The following is a 19,840-nucleotide window of genomic DNA, read 5'->3' on the forward strand; positions in this document are numbered from 1 at the left end:
TCTTTAAGAGTCTTATTTAAAGGAAATTTTAGTGCTAAATTTATTTTCAATATAATCCAGTAGTTTATAACTGAAATCAATATGGATATCATTGTGGATTACAGCTTTATTAAGAAGATTAATAAAGGCTTTTTTATTGCATTTTGATATATTTTTATAGTAATCCCTAGATAATTTCCAATATTTCTGTGGAAAGGCTAAGTAGGCAAGGATATATTTATAATCATCAAAGGTCAAAGGGTGACTGCTCTCATATTCCTGTAAAAAGTTTATGGCTAAATCTCCATTCCAGCAAGTGTTTTCTCTTCTCATAAGTCTCCTTAAACAATAAGAAATATCAAAAGCTGAATAGTCGTATCTACATTTATCAAAGTCTATAACGTAAATTTTACCCTGATTTACGATAAGATTTTTACTTACATAATCATTGTGACAAATGGATATGGATAAGTTGTCATAGTCTATAGTATTGGCTACGTTAGTTGATAAATTTGCTAGGCACATGCTATTAGTAAAACTAACTCTATATATTTTAGAAAAATAATCTTTATACTTTAATGCTAGCTTCTCATTTTTAACAAGTTGAAGAGTATGTTTATTTAAAGAGTCTGTAAGATTGGTGAAACCTTCCTTATGTTTACTACCTAAAATTGGGGAGAATCCTAAAGATGTCTCATGAATTTGTCCTAAATTTCTACTTGCCATATTTACATTATTTATATCATCAAAATCGCATTTGTCTCCTTTAACCCAATCTGTGAGAATAAATAACATATCATTATACCTTACATATCTTCCATGATTAGTAGTAGATAGTATTCTAGGTACATTTATATTATTGCGATATAACCATTCTATGGCTGAATAAATAAAAAGCAGTTCATCTACATCATAATATACTTTTTTCAAACAATACTCATGGGAATCACTTTCTATTTTATATACAGCTCTTTGCTTATCTGTATCCTTAAACTTCACCTGATATATACTGCAGTTACTAGATAAATTATAATAAGGTAATACATTTTTCTTAATATTACTTGGCGATAGTAAATTTGAACTAGAACTATCTGCTATTGCGTTACTCATTGTACTTCTCTCCTTAAAAATACTATAAGATAATACTAAATATCTCTACTATAATTATATTTATGAAAAATTTATGATAAATATATCAGTTCCTTGAAAAATTGAAAAAAATTTATGGTACATTAAAGGAATATTCATGGATAGTAAAGAAACTATATACATAATAAAGAAATTATATACATACATAATATAGTTATTAAATATAATTAGAAGGGATTAAATTTAATATTTTAAATATATAGAATACTTAAAGGTTGTAGAAATAAAACAATAGTTTATGTTATAATATAAAAGTTTTTATAAGCTAAATTTGAACATCTAAGCATAACTTTAAGTATTCAATAAGAAATAAAGGTAGGTGCAATGATGAATATTAGGGAAAATATAGAAAAGAGTGAAGAGTATAGTATAATACCACAAGGCTCAAAATCTAAAAACTCTATGGGGAGGGCTAGAAGCGAAGAATTAGATGAAGTTAGAACTGCCTATATGATTGACCGAGATAGAATAATACACTGTAAATCCTTCAGGAGGCTAAAGAGAAAGACTCAAGTATATATTAAAACCTGGAGCGACCACTATAGGACCAGGCTTACCCATACCTTGGAAGTGGCGCAAATTGCTAGAACTATAGGTAGAGGCATAGGACTAAATGAAGACTTAATAGAAGCCATAGCCCTAGGTCATGATATTGGACATGTTGCCTTTGCTCACAGTGGAGAAGAAGTGCTTAATGAATTACTTACCAATGGTTTTAGCCATAACCAAAATAGTGTTAGGGTATTAACATATATAGAGAATAATGGACAAGGGTTAAATTTATCAAAGGAGGTATTGGACGGAATACTATATCATAGTGGTTTTTCTAATAACAGTAGCAAGGCTTTTACCTTAGAAGGTCAAGTAGTAAAGTATAGCGATAAAATAGCTTATGTAAATCATGACATTGATGACTCCCTAAGAGCAGGAATTTTATCTATGGAGGATATACCAAAGGATATACTTGAGATTTTAGGGAATACTCATGGAGAGAGAGTAGATACCTTAGTTAAGGACTGTATCTATAGAACAAAAAGCAATATAAATTCCAATGATATTCAAGTGTCATTATCTAAAGATATAGATTATAACTTTAAAAAGCTTAGAGATTTTATGTTTAAAGAAGTCTATAATGGAGAGTTTCTAAAAGAAGAAAGGGATAAAGCTAGGTTTATTCTTATTCAGCTTTATAAATATTTTTATTTTCATGAAGAAAAGCTACCTGAATTTTACAAGTCCATAGCCAAGGAAGAAGGACTTAATCAAGGTGTTGCTGATTACATAGCAGGAATGAGTGATGAATACTGTATAGATCTGTTTAAGGACATATATATACCTAGTTAAGGATATTTATTTAAAGTAATGATTTTATCTATATAAATATTTAAATAAAGTAACTCTTTATGAAGGAAAACTATATCTTATAAAGAATATATATATAACAAACAATACAATTATATTACAAAAAACTTTTTTAAAAAAAAGGATTTAAGAGATATATGTCGAATTATAAGAGCTAGGAATTTGTACGTAAAGTTAAATTCTTTTAGACTTAATGAATAATATATTTAGTAGGTTTCTTTAAGTTTAGAATCACTTGAGAGTGAGGTGAGTTAATAATGTTTTCTGAAGAAATAATACAAAAAATAAAAGAGGAAAATGATATAGTGGATATCGTTTCAGAGGTAGTAACCTTAAAAAAAACGGGGAAAAATTATTTAGGAAGATGTCCATTTCACAATGAAAAAACACCTTCATTTACTGTATCAAGTGAAAAACAAATTTATAAATGCTTTGGATGCGGAGAGGCTGGTAATGTAATAAGTTTTGTTATGAAAACTAGGAACATGGCTTTTCCGGAAGCAGTAAAACTTCTTGGAGAAAAGGTAGGCATTGTAGTAGATGATGCAGATTCACCAGGTAAAAGTTCAGCAACTAATGAAAAATTTAAGCGAATGTATGATATAAACGTACAAGCGGCCAGATATTTTTATACTAATTTAAAAAGATTTAAAGCTCCTTATGAATACCTAAAGGGAAGAGGTATAACAGATGAAACTATTAAAAAGTTTGGTATTGGTTTTTCACTAGACAATTGGCAGGGAATACGTTCCTATTTAAAACAAAGAGGCTTTAGTGAAGAAGAAATATTAGAACTAGGACTTACTACAAAAAATGAAAAGGGGAATATATACGATAGATTTAGAAATAGAATTATATTTCCTGTATTTAATGTCAGTGGTAGGGTAATAGGCTTTGGTGGAAGGGTTTTAGATGATTCTAAACCCAAATATTTAAACTCTCCCGAAACCCCAATATTTCATAAAGGAACAAATCTTTATGGATTAAATTTAGCAATAAAGAATAATCCAGCTAGAACAGTTATCATGGTTGAAGGTTACATGGATGTAATCTCTCTTTCCCAACAAGGAGTAACAAATGTAGTTGCCACCCTAGGAACTGCATTAACAGAAGGTCAATGTAAATTATTAAAGAGATATATTGATACTGTAATAGTATCCTTTGATTCAGATGTAGCAGGTCAAAATGCTACTATAAGAGGCTTAGAAATATTACAAAAATCTGGATTTGACCTTAAAATTCTTCAAATCCCTAGTGGAAAAGACCCCGATGAATTTATTAGATCCTACGGCAGGGAAAAATTTCTAAATCTAATAGACGGGGCTCTACCAATTATAGATTTTAAACTAAGGATGGCAGAAAAGGGAATTGACTTTTCAAAACAAGAAATGGTGATTAAATATCTAAAGAGAGTAGTTAGCGTGCTAAAGGACCTTGATCCACTAGAAAAAGCTGTATATATTAAGCAGGTTTCAGAGAAGAGTGGCATAGGTGAAGAAGCTATAATGGAGTCCTTAGATAAAAATTCCAATAAATCTATAGAAAATAGCAAAAATCATAATATAAATAGGAAGTTTGGGCAAAAATTATATTTAGAGCCTGGGTTTGTTAGGGCTGAAAGAACGGTATTAAGCCTTGCCCTTGATAAAAGGCTAAGTGATAAAATATTTAGTAATGTAAGTGAAGATGACCTTATATTAAAGGCACATAAAGTAATTTATACAATCATTAAAGAAAATAATATGTGCTCTAAGGAAGAATTGATAAAGATTATTAACCTGCAAACTATGCAAGATAGTGAGTTCACAAAGGAATGGATAAAAATTCAGGAATATAAAGTTGATATAGATGAAGGATCCATAGACAAAATGGTAAGTGACTGCGTGAATAACATAAAAAAATACAAGTTAGAGGAGTCAAGAAAGAAAATTATGGATAAAATTAGAAAGTGTGAGTCTGAAGGGTTGGTTGACGAAACTTTGATGTTAGCTAGAGAGCTTATGGATATACAAAAGGAAATGGGAAAACTATAGAAGAGAGGAGGTAATGGAATGAAGGACAAAGCAGGAAAAGTTGCTATAGTAAAGAAATTAGTAGAAAAGGGTAAGAAAAAAGGGAATTTAACTTATAAAGAGATAATGGAAGAAGTAGAAGGTGTAGAACTAACTCCAGAGCAAATAGAAAAGATTTATGAAGTTCTAGAATCTATGGGCATAGACGTTATAGGTTTAGAGCCAGAAGTTGAGGAGGAAGAAGAAGTAGAAATAGAGGTTGACATAACAATTCCAGAAGGAATTGCCATAGATGATCCAGTTAGAATGTACCTTAAAGAAATTGGTAAGGTGCCTCTATTATCAGGTGAAGAAGAGATGAGACTTGCTAAGCTTATAGAAAATGGTGATGAATATGCTAAAAAGAAATTAGCAGAAGCAAACCTTAGATTAGTTGTAAGTATTGCTAAAAGATATGTTGGTCGTGGTATGTTATTTTTAGATTTGATTCAAGAAGGTAATTTAGGACTTATAAAAGCTGTAGAAAAGTTTGACTACAGTAAGGGATTTAAATTCAGTACCTATGCTACTTGGTGGATTAGACAGGCGATTACAAGAGCTATTGCAGACCAGGCTAGAACTATTAGAATACCAGTACACATGGTAGAAACTATTAATAAGTTAATTAGAGTATCAAGGCAGCTTCTTCAAGAATTAGGAAGAGAGCCATTACCAGAAGAAATTGCAAAACATATGGATATGAGCGTAGATAAAGTTAGAGAAATAATGAAAATTGCTCAAGAACCTGTATCTTTAGAAACACCTATAGGTGAAGAAGAAGATTCTCATCTTGGAGATTTTATTCCTGATGATGATGCCCTTGCTCCAGCAGAAGCAGCAGCTTTCACCATGTTAAAGGAACAATTAATAAGTCAACTTAGAACTTTAACTCCAAGGGAAGAAAAGGTGCTAAGACTTAGATTTGGTCTTGATGACGGAAGAGCTAGAACCCTTGAGGAAGTTGGAAAAGAGTTCAATGTAACAAGAGAAAGAATTAGACAGATTGAAGCGAAGGCGTTAAGAAAGTTAAGACATCCAAGTAGAAGTAAAAAGCTTAAGGATTATTTAGATTAGTGAGGGGCTGTCTTTTGGCAGCTCTTTTGTTATATATACAAAATTTGTAATAGACAAAATCCCTTAGTATAATATAAAATAAAAGTATACACAATTTATAAGGAGGTAATCCATGAATAGTTTCAATAGCAATAAGAAACTAGAAATAATTCCAACTATATTCACTTTTGTTATGTTTAATGTAATAGGGGTTTGGTCTGCCTATGTTCTAGATTCCTATCTTATGTTGAGTTTAATAAGAGTAATGTTGGTGATTTGTAATATATTCTACTTATATCATATTGGAGTATGGTTAACTGTAAAGTATGAAATAACAAATAGTGAAGTGAGAATAAGTGCACTGGGAGGACTTAAAAAAGTAATTTTACCCTTAAGTGATGTAGAATGCTACACTGTGGAAAAGGGAAAAATAAGAGGTATAAGCCTTTCAGGTATATCCTCTAATAAATTTGCAATAGGAAGAATTGCAGTAAAAAATTTAGGAACCGCTAGAATGTTTGTAACAAGCGGAAGTAGTGTTATATATTTAAAAACTCAAGACATAAGCTATGCTGTGTCACCTAAGAACTCTGAAAAATTCCTAGAAATTTTAGAAGGCCTGGGTATTGAAGAAAACACTTGGACAAAGAAATATAATAAGGTAAGTAGACTACATAAGGATAAAAAGTTTATGTATCCATTGATTTTAACTAGTACAATAATTTTATTTACAACTTTTTTTCCAATGGTTTTATATATACTAAATAAACTTCCAGATGTAATGCCATTAGTTATTAACGTGTCCAAAGAAGCGGGAGAAGTAGGTACAGACAAGCAATTTGCTTTTGCCCAGATGCTCTATGGTCTATTAAATATGGCAATGATGTTCTGTATGTATTATGCAGCTCACTTTTGTGCAAAATATGATAAAAAGTCTGCTTATAGGTATATCTATATTTCACTTTTAGTGGCAATAGTATTCCTATATATTCAAATTAGACTTATTATGTCTGTTATATAAATAAGGTGTTAGGTGAAAATATGATAATTAGCAAAAGATTAAAGTTAATAAGTGATTTAATCACAGGGGTTAAATCTATGGTAGATGTAGGAACAGACCATGGATATGTACCTATAGAACTTTTAAAAAGAAATAAAATAGACTTTGCCATAGCTAGTGATATTAATAAAGGTCCCGTGGAAAAGGCTAAAAAAAATGTTAGAGATAATAATTTGCAACATAAGATACAATGTAGACTTGGAGGAGGACTTACAACTGTAACTCCTAGAGAAGTAGAGGCAGCTGTAATTGCCGGTATGGGAGGAAACTTGATAAGAGATATCCTAGAGGAGAGTAAGGCTGTTTTTAAAGCGTTAGACTATGTTATAGTTCAGCCAGTACAAAATCCAGAAGTATTAAGGGAATATCTTTATACCTCAGGGTGTAACATCCTAGATGAGTGGATTATATATGATGAAGAAAAATACTATGAAATTATGAAAATATCCTGGGGAGATAAGCCTAAAGTTATTGAGCCTATTTTTTATGAAATAAGTAAGCTGCTTTTAGGTAAGAAAGATAATACCTATAGGGAATATTTAAATTATAAGTTAGAAAAGTATTTAAGAATCCATGAAGAACTTAAGGGTGACACAGAAAATTCAAGAAAAAGAAAGCTGGAGTTATGGGATAAAATTCAAAGGATAAAGGGCTTTTTGCTTGAGTAAATGGGCGGAGGTATATTTTTATGGTAAAAATAAATGAAATCATTAATATAATGGAGGGCCTTGCGCCATTAAACTTAAAAGAAAGCTACGATAACGTTGGGTTTATGGTTGGAGATAGAGAAAGGGAAGTAACAAAGGTCCTAGTTGCTCTAGATTGCACCATAAAGGTCATAGAGGAAGCAAAGGAACTAGGAGCTCAACTTATTTTAACTCATCATCCATTGCTGTTTATAAAGCCTAAAACCATAACCACAGATAGTCTCCAAGGTAAAAAGCTAATGAAGTTAATAGAAAATGGTATAGCCCTATATTCTAGTCATACTAATTGGGATACTGTAAAGGGTGGCTTAAATGATGAATTTGTAAAGATTCTTGGCTTTCAAGAAAGTAAAATCATTGAAATTTCTCCATCAGATCCTACAGCAGGAGTGGGAAGAATAGTTCAGCTGAAGGAAGAGACTACCTTAGAGGAAATAATAAAGGGCATTAAAGATAGATTTAAAATACAAAATTTAAGATACTCTGGAGAGTTAAATAAAAAAGTAAGAACTATAGCTTTAGTCAATGGAAGTGGAGAAGATTACTTGCAGCAAGCCTATGACCTAGGTGCTGAACTATTAATCACAGGGGATACTACCTATCACTTTGTATCTGACTATGAAGAGATGGGACTCTCTGTAATAGATATAGGACATTTTAATTCAGAATGGCCCATTGTAATTAGTTTATCAGAAAAGATTAAAAAAGTATTAGAGCCTAGGGGTGTGGAGATTATTATGTCAAACGCTACTAGGGATCCCTATAATTTTATTTAATTAATACTAGCTCTAATACTCCTATAAAAACAGCCTGAATAGAGGGGAAAACGCTGAAACCCGCACTATGCCAACAACTAGTTAACTATTTAAATAGTTAACTAGTTTAAATTTTATATATTTAACTAGGTATATAGTTAAAATTTTCTATAGTTTCATAGGTAAATAGGTTTATATTTATCTATTAATCTAGTTAAATAGTTTCATATATGGGTATTATAACTAAAAATAGAAAATTTAAAGGCGTTGCAATGATAAAAGATTTATGTTAATATTAATTTTGCGAGTAAGCCAGACAATCGCTGCTGAGAAATCAGGAGAGGAAAGTCCGAGCTCCATAGGGCAGGGTGCTGGGTAACTCCCAGTGAAGGCGACTTTAAGGAAAGTGCAACAGAGATATACCGCCTTAATGACTTTTTTAGAGGAATACATTCTAACAAGTTAGAATGCATAAATTCCACTAACCAAATCGTAGATTTGGAGTGTCATTTAGGGTAAGGGTGGAAAGGCGAGGTAAGAGCTCACCAGCGCAATGGTGACTTTGCGGCTATGTAAACCCCATCTGGAGCAAGATCGAAAGTGGAACATTATGGGGCTGCCCGTCCCGTTCCCGGGTGTATCGCTTGAGCCCATTAGTAATAATGGGCCTAGATAGATGATTGTCTAACACAGAACTCGGCTTATAGACTTACTCGATCCATTAAAAACACTAAGGTATGAACTTAGTGTTTTTATTTTAGCATTTTTGAACAAATCGTGAATAATTTACTTTTTAAAATCTTATTCTTTCAATTAGAAAGAATAAGATTTTTATTTTTCATCAGAATTGAGTATTAACCTTATGGAGGAAAAATATATTCTTACAAAATGAAACTTAATATAAAATAAAATGTATCATACAATAAAAATAATTAGTGGAAATGTTTAAAATGGTTACAAAAATATAGGAATATATAGGAAAATAAGGTTATTTTACATAAATAGCCTTAAATGAACTAAAATGAAGTTTCCTAATTTTTAAATATGTTATATTATACTAATATAAAGAAAATTTAGTAAATTGCATGAAAATGAAACAATTAACTTCAAATTTGGTTTCGAAATAGTTACATAGCTTTACAAAATGAAAAAAACTTAATTGAAATTAAAGATTTTAATCTTTAATAATATTATTTAAGGGGAGGTTATAATAATGAAAAAGAAAAGTCTATTAAGTATATTCTTACTAGCTATTTTTCTTTTCTCAATGACAACGGTAGCTTTTGCGGAAAATTGGTATTATGTAGGAGTGCCAGTTATAAGGCAACAAAAAACACAATGGTGCTGGGCAGCATCAGGAGAAATGGCAGGAAAAGCTGTGAATCCAAGCTCTACTAGAACTCAAGCAGACGGAGTTTATTATGTTACAGGAGGATATGAAAATTATCCCAACACATCTAATGCTGCAGCATCCGTAGCTACCTATGTATCAAAGAACCAAAAGAGGTTTTATGTAGACAGAGGTACATGGACCATTAATTCTATTCGTTCAGAGATAATGGACAAGCAGAGCCCTCTAATAACTCTAGGCGGATATTATGATTACTATGGAAATAGAAATGGTGGTCACTTTGTAGTAATTGATGCAGTATATGAATATAGTAACACTCTTCGTTATGTAGATCCATGGGATGCAACTACCCATTGGTGTTCATATCAAGCATTTAAAGATGGAAGTTACAATAGTAGAAAATATGAAGAAACTGTTTATGGAAGATAGAGTTTACTAAAAACTCAAAGGAAAGGGATATTTTATGAAGGGTATAGGTATAAAATTTTTAAACTTATCATTAATAATTGTTCTGTTATTTTCATCAATAACAGTTTTTGCCGTAGATGGGGATAGAGATGTATCTACAATATTAAGTGAAGAATCATTGCAGGTATCTTCCGATAGAGATAGCATAGAGGGTATTTTAGATGAAGCTTCAGAAGAGATAAAAGATATATTAAAGATAGAGAAGGCACCATATTTTCGAGTGGAAAGCTTTATAAAAATATATAACCTTCAGGATAGTGATATTGTAAAACACTATAAAGAAAACAAGGAGTTTAAAAAGAATATTTTAGATGAGTATAGGTGGGTTGCACCAGCTTTTCAAGAGGATAATAAAACTCTTTTAGTTAACTTTATAAAAAAGAATGAAGGTGAAGGTTGGTCCATGGCTGGTTTTTCAGATGGACTAGCTACAGAGGGATATTCTTTCTTATTGGATAAAGAAAAGATAATAGAGCTTCTTGAGGATAATGGAATAAAAAACATAGATGAAATGAAATTTGTCAGAACAGATTTATATGTTACTAATATTATTTACATAAATATGGATAATAAGGAGTTTGCAATTCCTTTTAGTAACAATGCGGAAGTGTTAGGTTTTGAAAATGGTAAACTATACAATATAGATAAATTGATGAACCAAATTGCAGAGAAATATACCCCTTATGACGTAGAGGCTTTATCAAAGGATGTAGCTATGGAAGAAGGTAGTGATAAAGATAAGGTTATAATAGCTTCCATAAAAATAATATTTGTGGGAATAGCAATAGTATCTATAGGTTTATTAATAATAGTAAATAAAAAATCCCTAAAATCTAATAAACAATAAGCATTTCCTACAAGCACTAAATATATGCCTCGTAGTGTTTGTATATACCATAAAAAGACTAGGATTTCCCCCAATCCTAGTCTTTTGCTTTATGAAAAAATAATTTTAACTATAAAAAATCTTCAAAAAAATTTAAAAAAATTTATTAAAACAATGGTAGAATTAAGATATATTTTTATAAAGAAAAGAGTATCTCCTAGGAGCTTAAATCATAGTACTATCAAGGGTTTAAACAAGGAAGGACATAAAATATAAAAAGTTAAGAATGTTAAAACATAGGAATATAGTATTGTTTTGAATATATTAAAGTTTATATAAAATATTTAATTAAAGGATATATTTGGATATAACCCCGTGGGTAAACAGTAAAATATATGGCAAATTATTATAAATTGTGATATAATTTTTTGAGTAACGACAGAAATAAAATGTTCTTGTTAACGGAAGCTAGTAATTGTGTAGGTTAACAAAGATTCGAGGAGTCTAAAAATTAGACAAGCTTATTAGTTGTACATAAATAAAATATAGAAAATAAAACTCATTACAGAAGATGAAATGAAATATATGGTGTTATAGGTAATATGTCTCTTTTAATATCGTATATTATATAAGGGAAGTTTAGTATTATTTTGTTTGGAGGTAAGAACTATGGAAAAGGCAAGCTTGCATAGTGAAGAAATTAATGTAAATTATAAAGAAAATTTAGATTATACCGAAAAGAAATCAAGTTTATTTATTTATAATCTATTAAAAAGAGGGTTTGATATTGTATTTAGCATAATAGTAATTATAGTTACTAGTCCAATACTTATAATATCAATGCTCATAGTATTTTTCCAAGATTTTAAAAGCCCTATATTTGCTCAAAAGAGAGTTGGGATTAATAATGAGGAATTTACTATGTATAAAATTAGATCTATGGTTTACAATGCAGAATCTGAAGGATTTAAGTGGGCAAGCAAGGATGATTGTCGAATAACTACCTTTGGTAAATTTATAAGAAAAACTAGGATTGATGAATTACCACAATTGCTAAATGTTTTAAAAGGCGATATGAGTGTAGTAGGGCCAAGACCAGAGTTGGAATTTTTCTATAGAAAGTTTGAAAAGACTATACCAAACTTTAGAGATAGACTAGCTGTAAAACCTGGTTTAACAGGATGGGCACAGGTAAATGGTGGCTACGATTTATTGCCAGAAGAAAAGCTTAAATATGATATAGAATATATAGAAATAAGAAGCATTATTATAGATATTAAAGTTTTGTTTAGGACTATTGCAGTAGTTTTTACAGGAGATGGAGCTAGATAGTATGAAAAATGTTTTATTTGTAGCGCATTTACAAAGTCATATTGTGAATTTTCATATGCCTTATATTGAGTATTTTAAAGAAAGAGGATATACAGTATTTATTGCAACAAAATTAAATAGAGATAGATATGATTATATAAAAGAAGATAAGAATATTAAATGGGTGGATGTTGATATTCCAAGAACTCCTTACTCATACAAGGCTTTTAGTGCGTTAAAAGAGTTGAAAACACTTATGAAAGAAGTGAATTTTAATCTTATTCATGTCCATACTCCAGTAGGTGGATTTTTAGGTAGATTGGCAGCTAAAATAAGTGGTTCGGGTCCAGTACTATACACAGCTCATGGATTTCATTTTTACAAAGGTGCTCCATTAAGTTATTGGTTAACATATTATATTGCTGAGAGAATAGCTTCAAGGTGGACAGATGGATTGATAACTATTAATAAAGAGGATTATGTAGCTGCTAAAAGTAAATTAAAGGTTAGGAATAATAGTGTATTCAAGGTTAATGGTGTAGGAGTAGAATTTAATAATTTTGATGAAGAGAAAGATGTTAGGAAAGAACTAGAGTTAGGAAATAGTGATTTTGTTATTACGATGATAGGGGAATTAAATAAAAACAAAAATCAAATGCAATTAGTAAAATCTCTTCCAGAAATTATTTGTAATCATAGTAATGTTAAAGTTATATTTGCAGGAGAAGGGGAAGAGATTAGTAACTTAAAAGAAGAAGCAGAAAAGCTGGGAATCAGTAATAATATAATGTTTTTAGGGTGGAGAAATGATATATACAACATAATAGAAGCATCTGATATTATATGTTCATTTTCACAAAGAGAAGGATTGCCTAAAAATATAATGGAAGCTATGATATTGGGAAAACCAGTCATTGCAACAGATGTTAGAGGTAATAAAGACTTAATAAAGCATGGTTTTAATGGGTATTTGGTTGGCTTAAATGATTTTTGTGATACTAGAAGGTATTTAATAGATTTAATAGAAAATAAAGAAAAAATAGATTTTTTAAGAAAAAATACTTTGGATGAAGTAGAAAAATATAAGCTAAAAAGTGTTATGGAAGAGATGAATAAGATTTATCAGATGTATCTTAGAGAATAATGTTATTGGGATATGGCATGGGGATTTGTTACAAAATACATATCGAAGATGAAAATGGAGTTAAATATGAAAAAAAAACAATTAAATATTAAATTAATAATATCATTTACATTTTTATATATTGCTTATAATTCTAATGTGATTTCAGCTGTTACTGAAAGAAAAGTGATTTCTCATGTATTTCTTTTAATAGGGTTGACTATGTATCTAATTTGTTTAATTCTATTTAAACAATTAGAAATAAATAAAAAAGATTTATTGAAGTTCATTTATGTTATTGGGATATTTATAGTTTACTTATTAATAAATTTATTTCTTAAATCTTTTAGTAATTATGAAGGTTGGATTAAAAGTATTGAATTTATATTAGTGTGTATAACAATTTTATTGATTCTAATGTCTAATTTAAATTCTAAAAATATAATAATTTTTGCAAGAGTTTTTTTTACTCTTAATATTATAATATTTACTATTCTGATTATAAGGTATTATGATGAGTGGATTTACAGAATGTTGGTGGGATGGAGAATTTCTACTAAATCTATTACATCTATATGGTTAGGTCGTTTCTTTGCTGAAATAGCAGTTTTATCATTAATGTGTTTTAATAACAAGATAGTTAAAACAATAGTTAATATTATTATGTTTTTATTAATAATAGGTACGGGATCTAAAGGCGTAATTATTGGACTGAGTCTAGTTTATTTAATATTGATGGTGAAAAAAATTAAGAGTTTATTAAAAAATAAGAATAGCATTGAAATGAAAAGCATAATTAAAAATTCAATAATATTGACTTTAATTATATTAAGTGTGACCCTTTTTATTTTGATAAAGTATGTGCCAGTTGAATTTATTAAAGAAAGACTATTGTCAGAGAGTTCTTATGGTGGAGCAGGTAGAGTTTCTCTTTACTCTAAAGCTATAGAATTATTTATGCAGAATGTTTTTTTAGGATGTGGAATAGGTAATTATTTTTATCAATACGCAGAATTTACTTTTACATATCCACATAATATAATATTGGAATTCATGTGTGAATTGGGTATTATTGGATTTATGTTCTTTGCACTTTTCATTTATTATGTTATTAAAAATATATTGGAAAAGTATAAGAATAGTAATATTTCAATTTTAATTATGTTATTTATAATGTATTTATTAAATGCTATGCTTTCAGGAAACAATGTGTTAGATAATTTTCAGTTTTACATATTAGGAACTATGATAATAAAGTATAGTGCAATCGGATGTGAGCAGGAGCATATGTAAAAGACTTAATCTTAATTTGGCATTTTAACGTATATAAATAATTCTACGCAGTAACTTAAGTTACAATAGGGAGGAAGAACATGAAGGGATTATACATTGCTTCTATAACAAAAAACAGACCAAGAGATTTGGGTGTGCTTAATAAAATATATGGACAATTAGATGGATTTAAAAGTGAAGAAGTTGATATGGATTTTATTTTTATGAAAGATAATTATATTTATAGAAATAATGAAAAAATAAAAATGGTAAGGAAAAATAATTCATTATATTTTTTTAAAAGATTATGTGAATTTTTTAAGGGAAATTGTGATGAGTATAAGTTTGTTTACATTAGATATTCAGTTGCTAACATATTTCTATTAAAATTATGTAAGATATTTTACAAATTAAATATAAAGGTGATTTTGGAATTGCCTACATATCCATATAAAAAAGAATTAAACATATATTCACCTGTTTTAAAATTTTTAATGAATATTGCAGATAATTACGTTAGTAAGAATATTCATAAATATGTAGAGAATATTATTTGTTTTACAAATGATGAAGAAATATATGGTATAAAGACTATAAGTATAGAAAATGGTATAGATTTGGAAAAAATTGAATTTACAGGATATGTTAAACAGAAAGAACTTAATTTAATTGCAGTAGCAAATGTAACTTTTGCACATGGATATGATAGATTGATAAATGGTTTATCAGAATACTATAAAAATGATTGGGAAAGAGATGTATATTTTCATATTGTAGGTGAAAGTTTAGAAGCAAATAAATTAAAACAATTAGTTAATAACTTAGGATTGAATGAAAAGGTAATATTTTATGGTAGTAAACATGGTGAAGAATTAACTGATGTATATAAAAAGTGTCAAATGGGTGTAGCATCTTTGGGGATATATAGAATAGGACTTAATCAAGTTTCTATATTAAAAGCAAGAGAGTATACTGCTAGAGGAATACCATTTATACTAGGATATTATGATAACTCATTTATAAATTCTAACTATGTTATAAAGGTACCTAATAATGATGAACATATTAATATAAAAGATATTTTGGAATTTTACGATTCATGTAATATACTAGATACTGAAATAAGAAATGATGCTGAAAGATTAACATGGCATAGTCAAATAAAGAAAATTATGTATGCTATTAATTTTAAATAGATAAAGTAAATAAGTATTTATAGATAGATGAGGTTACTTAATCAGGAGGTTACATAGCATTATGGATATAACTAAGAAAAAGGTAATAAAAGATTTAATGTTAAATATGATAGGTTATTTTGTTTTAACGGCTATACTGCAATTAATAATATATCCAATATTATCATCGGGTATGCCAATAACTCAATTTGGAAGTTTGCTAACACTAATGGGAATTGCTAATGCTATTACTGGCATATTTGGTAATTCATTAAATAATATAAAATTAATAAACCAAGATTATTATAAACAGAATAATTTTAAGGATTTTGCTATAATAATAAATAAAGTTGTAGTTATTACTGTTGTGTCTATGGTAATAGTTACAATTACTTTTCATAAACAATTGAATAATTTAGAAACAGTATTTTTGATAGTGACTACAGTCTTTTTAATGCTAAGAAGTTATATGAATGTATATTATAGAATACAATTGGACTATTTTAAAATAATTAAGCATTTGGCTGTAACTGCATTAGGATATATGCTAGGACTAATTATATTTAGATACATAAAAATATGGCCTCTAGTTTTTTGTTTAGGAGAAGTTTTTGCATTTATATATGCATATAGAACAACTGATTTTAAACTAGAAAAAAAAGTTAAATCTGATAAGTTTGATAAAATTCAAAAGGAATATATACAATTAGCTACTTCTAATTGCATATCTAATTTACTTTTATATTTAGATAGATTACTAATAAATCCTATTTTGGGAGCATCTAATGTAGCTTTATATTATATTGCTTCTGTAGTTGGTAAAACCATTGGTATAGTAATGAATCCAATAACATCAATATTATTAACATACTTAGCTAAAATAAAAAGCAAAAATTCTAAAAAAATATTTTATATATTATCTTTAACATCTATTATTATGGGTATAAGTATTTATTTAATATCAATACCTTTAACACCTATTATTGTAAGGATACTTTATTCTGGGGATTATTTATTAGCTAAACCTTATTTTAATTTTGCAAATTTATCAGTAATTATAATGATATGTGGTACTATAATTAATCCTTTATTATTAAAAAATGCTCCTATGTGGTGGCAAAATGTTATACAGATTGTGTATTGTATAATATACCTAGGATGTAGTATATTATTAATGATTAAATGGGGAGTTTATGGATTTTGTATTGCAGGAATCATAGCAAATAGTATTAAATTTATTATGATGGAAATAGTTGCGTATCATTATATAAAGAATTAAAATGCATTTAATGAAATAAGATTTTATAAGATATTGATTAGATTTTAAGAATTTATAAATCTACATAATAAATCTCAATTTAATCCCCACATCAATATTATTAATAAAATTATCATAATCTTAGAGAAAAAAACTGATAATATATTAATAGATGATATAAAGCCTAATTTGTGGTATATTTGTTAAGTATAAAATTTTATTAAACATAAGAAAAAAATATTTTACTTTTTTATAAATTGGTGTACAATTGTATGTGTAAAAATAGGAGGAAGAAGAATGAAGATCAATTTTTATGAATCACAAAGAGAATATAAAGAAAAAAAACATGAGTTTGATGGAGCTATAAAAAATATAATAGATAGTGGAGCTTTTATATTAGGAAATGAAGTTAAAATCTTTGAGGAAGAAATAAAAGATTTTACTGGAGCTAAACATGCCATAGGAGTGGCATCAGGAACGGATGCTTTAGTTATAGCATCAGATATCCTTGGTTTTAGTGATAATAAGGAAATAGTAACCACACCTTTTACTTTTTTAGCTTCGACATCTTGTCTTGCAAAGCATGGTGGTAAACCTGTATTTGTTGATATAGATGAAGAGTCCTGTGGTATGGATGTAGCTCAATTAGAGGCTGCTATTAATGATAATACCGTAGGAGTACTTCCAATACATTTATTCAATCAAATGTGTGATATGGATAAGATAATGGAAATTGCTAAGAAACATGATTTAAAGGTGCTAGAAGATGCTGCTGAAGCCTTTGGAATGAGATGGCAGATGCAAGGTGAAGAAAGGTATAGACACGCAGGAACCATTGGAGATATGGGTGTGTTTTCATTTTTCCCTACTAAAACCTTAGGTGGATATGGTGACGGTGGAATGATAGTTACTAATAGTGATGAACTAGCAGATATGTGCCGTATGTTTAGAGTTCATGGAGCATCAAAGAAATATCACTATGACTATGTAGGCTATAACTCAAGATTAGATGCTATGCAAGCAGCTGTTTTAAGGGTTAAACTTAAATATATAAACAATGCCATAGAAAATAGAGGAAGAGTTGCTAAGCTCTACACTGAAGGATTAAAAAATGTAGAAGGTGTAAAAGTTCAAGGTATTAAGGCTGCAAACCAAAAGAATGTTTATTATGTATTTAATATCTTTGCTGAAAACAGAGATGGTCTTGCTGAATTCTTGAAATCTAAAGGTGTGGCAACTAGTATATACTATCCAAAGCCATTACACCTACAAAAGTGTTTTGAATACCTAGGATACAAAGAAGGTCAGTTCCCAGTAACTGAAAAGATGTGTAAGCAAATTCTTGCATTACCTATATATCCAGAGCTTACTAATGAAGAAGTTGAATATATATGTGAATGTATAAAAGAATTTTATAATTAATAAAGGCTTTGTTTATCCAACAACAACCAGGTTGTTGGATAAACCTAATTAATTGTTAAAAAAGTATCAATATTTATTAAAATAGTAATTGCTAATTTGAACAGTAGGAGACGATATAATGAAAGATTTAAAAATATCCTTAGTAGGACTTGGCTATGTAGGAATGCCTTTAGCAGTAGCTTTTGCTAAAAAGGTTCCTGTAGTTGGATTTGATGTAAACAAGGAAAAGATAAATAAGTACTTAAGCGGAGTAGATGTGACTAATGAAGTTGGCGATGAGGCTATTAAAGCATCTACTGTAGATTTTACAAGTGATGAAACAAAACTAAGAGGATGTAACTTCCATATAGTTGCAGTACCAACTCCAACTAATGAAGATAAAACTCCAGATCTAAGACCAGTTATAGGTGCTAGTGAAATTTTAGGAAGAAACTTAACTAAAGGTTCTATAGTAGTATATGAATCTACAGTATATCCAGGGGTAACAGAGGAAATCTGTGTACCAATACTAGAAAGACAATCTGGACTTATCTGTGGACAAGATTTTAAAATAGGATATTCTCCAGAGAGAATAAACCCAGGTGATAAGGTTCATAGATTAGAAAACATAATGAAGATAGTATCTGGTATGGATGAAGAAACTCTAGATACAGTTGCTAAAGCTTATGAACTAGTTATAGAAGCTGGAGTATATAGAGCTGAAAGCATAAAGGTTGCAGAAGCAGCTAAATTAATAGAAAACTGTCAAAGAGATGTTAATATAGCCTTCGTTAATGAACTTGCTATGATCTTTGATAGAATGGGTATAGATACTAAAGCTGTAATAGATGCTGCAGGTAGTAAGTGGAACTTTATAAAGCTAAACCCAGGTTTAGTAGGAGGACACTGTATTGGAGTAGATCCATATTACCTAATCCACAGAGCTAAAGAGGTTGGTGTTGAATCAAAGGTTATAGCTGCTGGAAGAAACATAAATGATGGAATGGCTAAGTATATCGCAGAGAACACAGTGAAAAGTTTAATAAAAGCTAATAAGAGAGTTAAAAATGCAAAGGTAGCAGTTCTTGGACTTACATTTAAGGAAGATTGTCCAGATACAAGAAATACAAAGGTAGTGGATATCATAGATGAACTTAAAGACTATGGAGTTAATGTATTAGCCACAGATCCTGTAGCAAGTAAAGAAGAAATTAAACATGAGTATGGAATAGATATGGTTTCTATGGAAGATATTAAAGAGGTAGATGCTATTATACTTGCTGTATCTCATCATAATTACAGAGAAATGACCATTAAAGACTTTGCTCCACTATATAGAAGCGAAGCCTTAGATGAAGTAGCAGCAGCTAAGGATGAAGTAGAAAAAGATGTGTTCATAGATGTAAAAGGCATCATTGATAGACATAGTGTAGATACAGATTCTGTGGTTTACTGGAGATTGTAATATAAAAAATAAACAACATAAATAAAACACCGAATATCTTAGATATTCGGTGTTTTTACTAGTGCGCCCAGCAT

16 protein-coding genes and 1 other RNA gene are annotated in these 19,840 nt (G+C 29.3%); 16 read left to right on the forward strand and 1 reads right to left on the reverse strand.

All coding sequences use genetic code 11. The features are described from left to right. Window positions 1–12: 12 nt before the first annotated feature. Entirely contained in the window at window positions 13–1,089 is a 1,077-nt protein-coding gene (locus B3B03_RS03765) for a CotS family spore coat protein (RefSeq protein ID WP_346848432.1), read from the reverse strand. 366 nt (window positions 1,090–1,455) lie between these two features. Here B3B03_RS03765 and B3B03_RS03770 point away from each other — a divergent pair, with 366 nt between their 5' ends. The 16 genes from B3B03_RS03770 to B3B03_RS03845 all read left to right on the forward strand — a co-directional run bounded on the left by B3B03_RS03770 (window position 1,456) and on the right by B3B03_RS03845 (window position 19,766). Next, complete coding sequence (locus tag B3B03_RS03770; RefSeq protein WP_346848512.1) at window positions 1,456–2,472, forward strand: deoxyguanosinetriphosphate triphosphohydrolase; 1,017 nt, start codon at window positions 1,456–1,458, stop codon at window positions 2,470–2,472. A 275-nt stretch (window positions 2,473–2,747) separates the two neighbouring features. Then, complete coding sequence (dnaG, locus tag B3B03_RS03775; protein WP_346876503.1) at window positions 2,748–4,523, forward strand: DNA primase; 1,776 nt, start codon at window positions 2,748–2,750, stop codon at window positions 4,521–4,523. Window positions 4,524–4,541: 18 nt separating this feature from the next. Next, window positions 4,542–5,615 (forward strand): RNA polymerase sigma factor RpoD, encoded by a 1,074-nt coding sequence (rpoD, locus tag B3B03_RS03780; RefSeq protein WP_346848434.1) that lies wholly within the window; start codon window positions 4,542–4,544, stop codon window positions 5,613–5,615. Between the two features lie 112 nt (window positions 5,616–5,727). Then, window positions 5,728–6,615: a PH domain-containing protein gene (locus B3B03_RS03785; protein ID WP_346848435.1), complete on the forward strand. Its 888-nt coding sequence runs from the start codon at window positions 5,728–5,730 to the stop codon at window positions 6,613–6,615. A gap of 20 nt (window positions 6,616–6,635) precedes the next feature. Further along, window positions 6,636–7,322 carry a class I SAM-dependent methyltransferase gene (locus B3B03_RS03790; protein ID WP_346848436.1) on the forward strand — a complete coding sequence of 229 codons (687 nt, stop codon included), beginning with the start codon at window positions 6,636–6,638 and terminating at the stop codon, window positions 7,320–7,322. A 20-nt stretch (window positions 7,323–7,342) separates the two neighbouring features. After that, on the forward strand, window positions 7,343–8,137 hold the full coding sequence (locus B3B03_RS03795; protein ID WP_346876504.1) for a Nif3-like dinuclear metal center hexameric protein: 795 nt from the start codon (window positions 7,343–7,345) through the stop codon (window positions 8,135–8,137). A gap of 283 nt (window positions 8,138–8,420) precedes the next feature. After that, an RNA gene (rnpB, locus tag B3B03_RS03800) (RNase P RNA component class A) lies at window positions 8,421–8,836 on the forward strand. Window positions 8,837–9,329: 493 nt separating this feature from the next. Next, window positions 9,330–9,896 (forward strand): papain-like cysteine protease family protein, encoded by a 567-nt coding sequence (locus tag B3B03_RS03805; RefSeq protein ID WP_346848488.1) that lies wholly within the window; start codon window positions 9,330–9,332, stop codon window positions 9,894–9,896. Window positions 9,897–9,930: 34 nt separating this feature from the next. Further along, window positions 9,931–10,782, forward strand: coding sequence for a hypothetical protein (locus B3B03_RS03810; RefSeq protein ID WP_346876505.1), 852 nt, complete (start codon window positions 9,931–9,933; stop codon window positions 10,780–10,782). A 648-nt stretch (window positions 10,783–11,430) separates the two neighbouring features. Next, window positions 11,431–12,093, forward strand: coding sequence for a sugar transferase (locus B3B03_RS03815; RefSeq protein ID WP_346876506.1), 663 nt, complete (start codon window positions 11,431–11,433; stop codon window positions 12,091–12,093). Window position 12,094: 1 nt separating this feature from the next. After that, entirely contained in the window at window positions 12,095–13,216 is a 1,122-nt protein-coding gene (locus tag B3B03_RS03820) for a glycosyltransferase family 4 protein (protein ID WP_346876507.1), read from the forward strand. 66 nt (window positions 13,217–13,282) lie between these two features. Beyond that, the gene (locus B3B03_RS03825) at window positions 13,283–14,488 is read left to right on the forward strand and encodes an O-antigen ligase family protein (protein ID WP_346876508.1); all 1,206 of its coding nucleotides are present in this window, start codon (window positions 13,283–13,285) and stop codon (window positions 14,486–14,488) included. An 80-nt stretch (window positions 14,489–14,568) separates the two neighbouring features. Continuing rightward, window positions 14,569–15,663, forward strand: a complete 1,095-nt coding sequence (locus B3B03_RS03830) for a glycosyltransferase (RefSeq protein WP_346876509.1) — start codon at window positions 14,569–14,571, stop codon at window positions 15,661–15,663. Between the two features lie 61 nt (window positions 15,664–15,724). Then, window positions 15,725–16,921: a hypothetical protein gene (locus tag B3B03_RS03835; protein ID WP_346876510.1), complete on the forward strand. Its 1,197-nt coding sequence runs from the start codon at window positions 15,725–15,727 to the stop codon at window positions 16,919–16,921. A gap of 276 nt (window positions 16,922–17,197) precedes the next feature. Continuing rightward, window positions 17,198–18,322: a DegT/DnrJ/EryC1/StrS family aminotransferase gene (locus tag B3B03_RS03840; RefSeq protein ID WP_346876511.1), complete on the forward strand. Its 1,125-nt coding sequence runs from the start codon at window positions 17,198–17,200 to the stop codon at window positions 18,320–18,322. A gap of 118 nt (window positions 18,323–18,440) precedes the next feature. Next, the gene (locus B3B03_RS03845; protein ID WP_346876512.1) at window positions 18,441–19,766 is read left to right on the forward strand and encodes a nucleotide sugar dehydrogenase; all 1,326 of its coding nucleotides are present in this window, start codon (window positions 18,441–18,443) and stop codon (window positions 19,764–19,766) included. Window positions 19,767–19,840 lie beyond the last annotated feature (74 nt).

The sequence above is a fragment of the Clostridium sp. UBA5712 genome (genome assembly GCF_002419845.1).
Taxonomy (GTDB): domain Bacteria; phylum Bacillota; class Clostridia; order Clostridiales; family Clostridiaceae; genus Clostridium_J; species Clostridium_J sulfidigenes.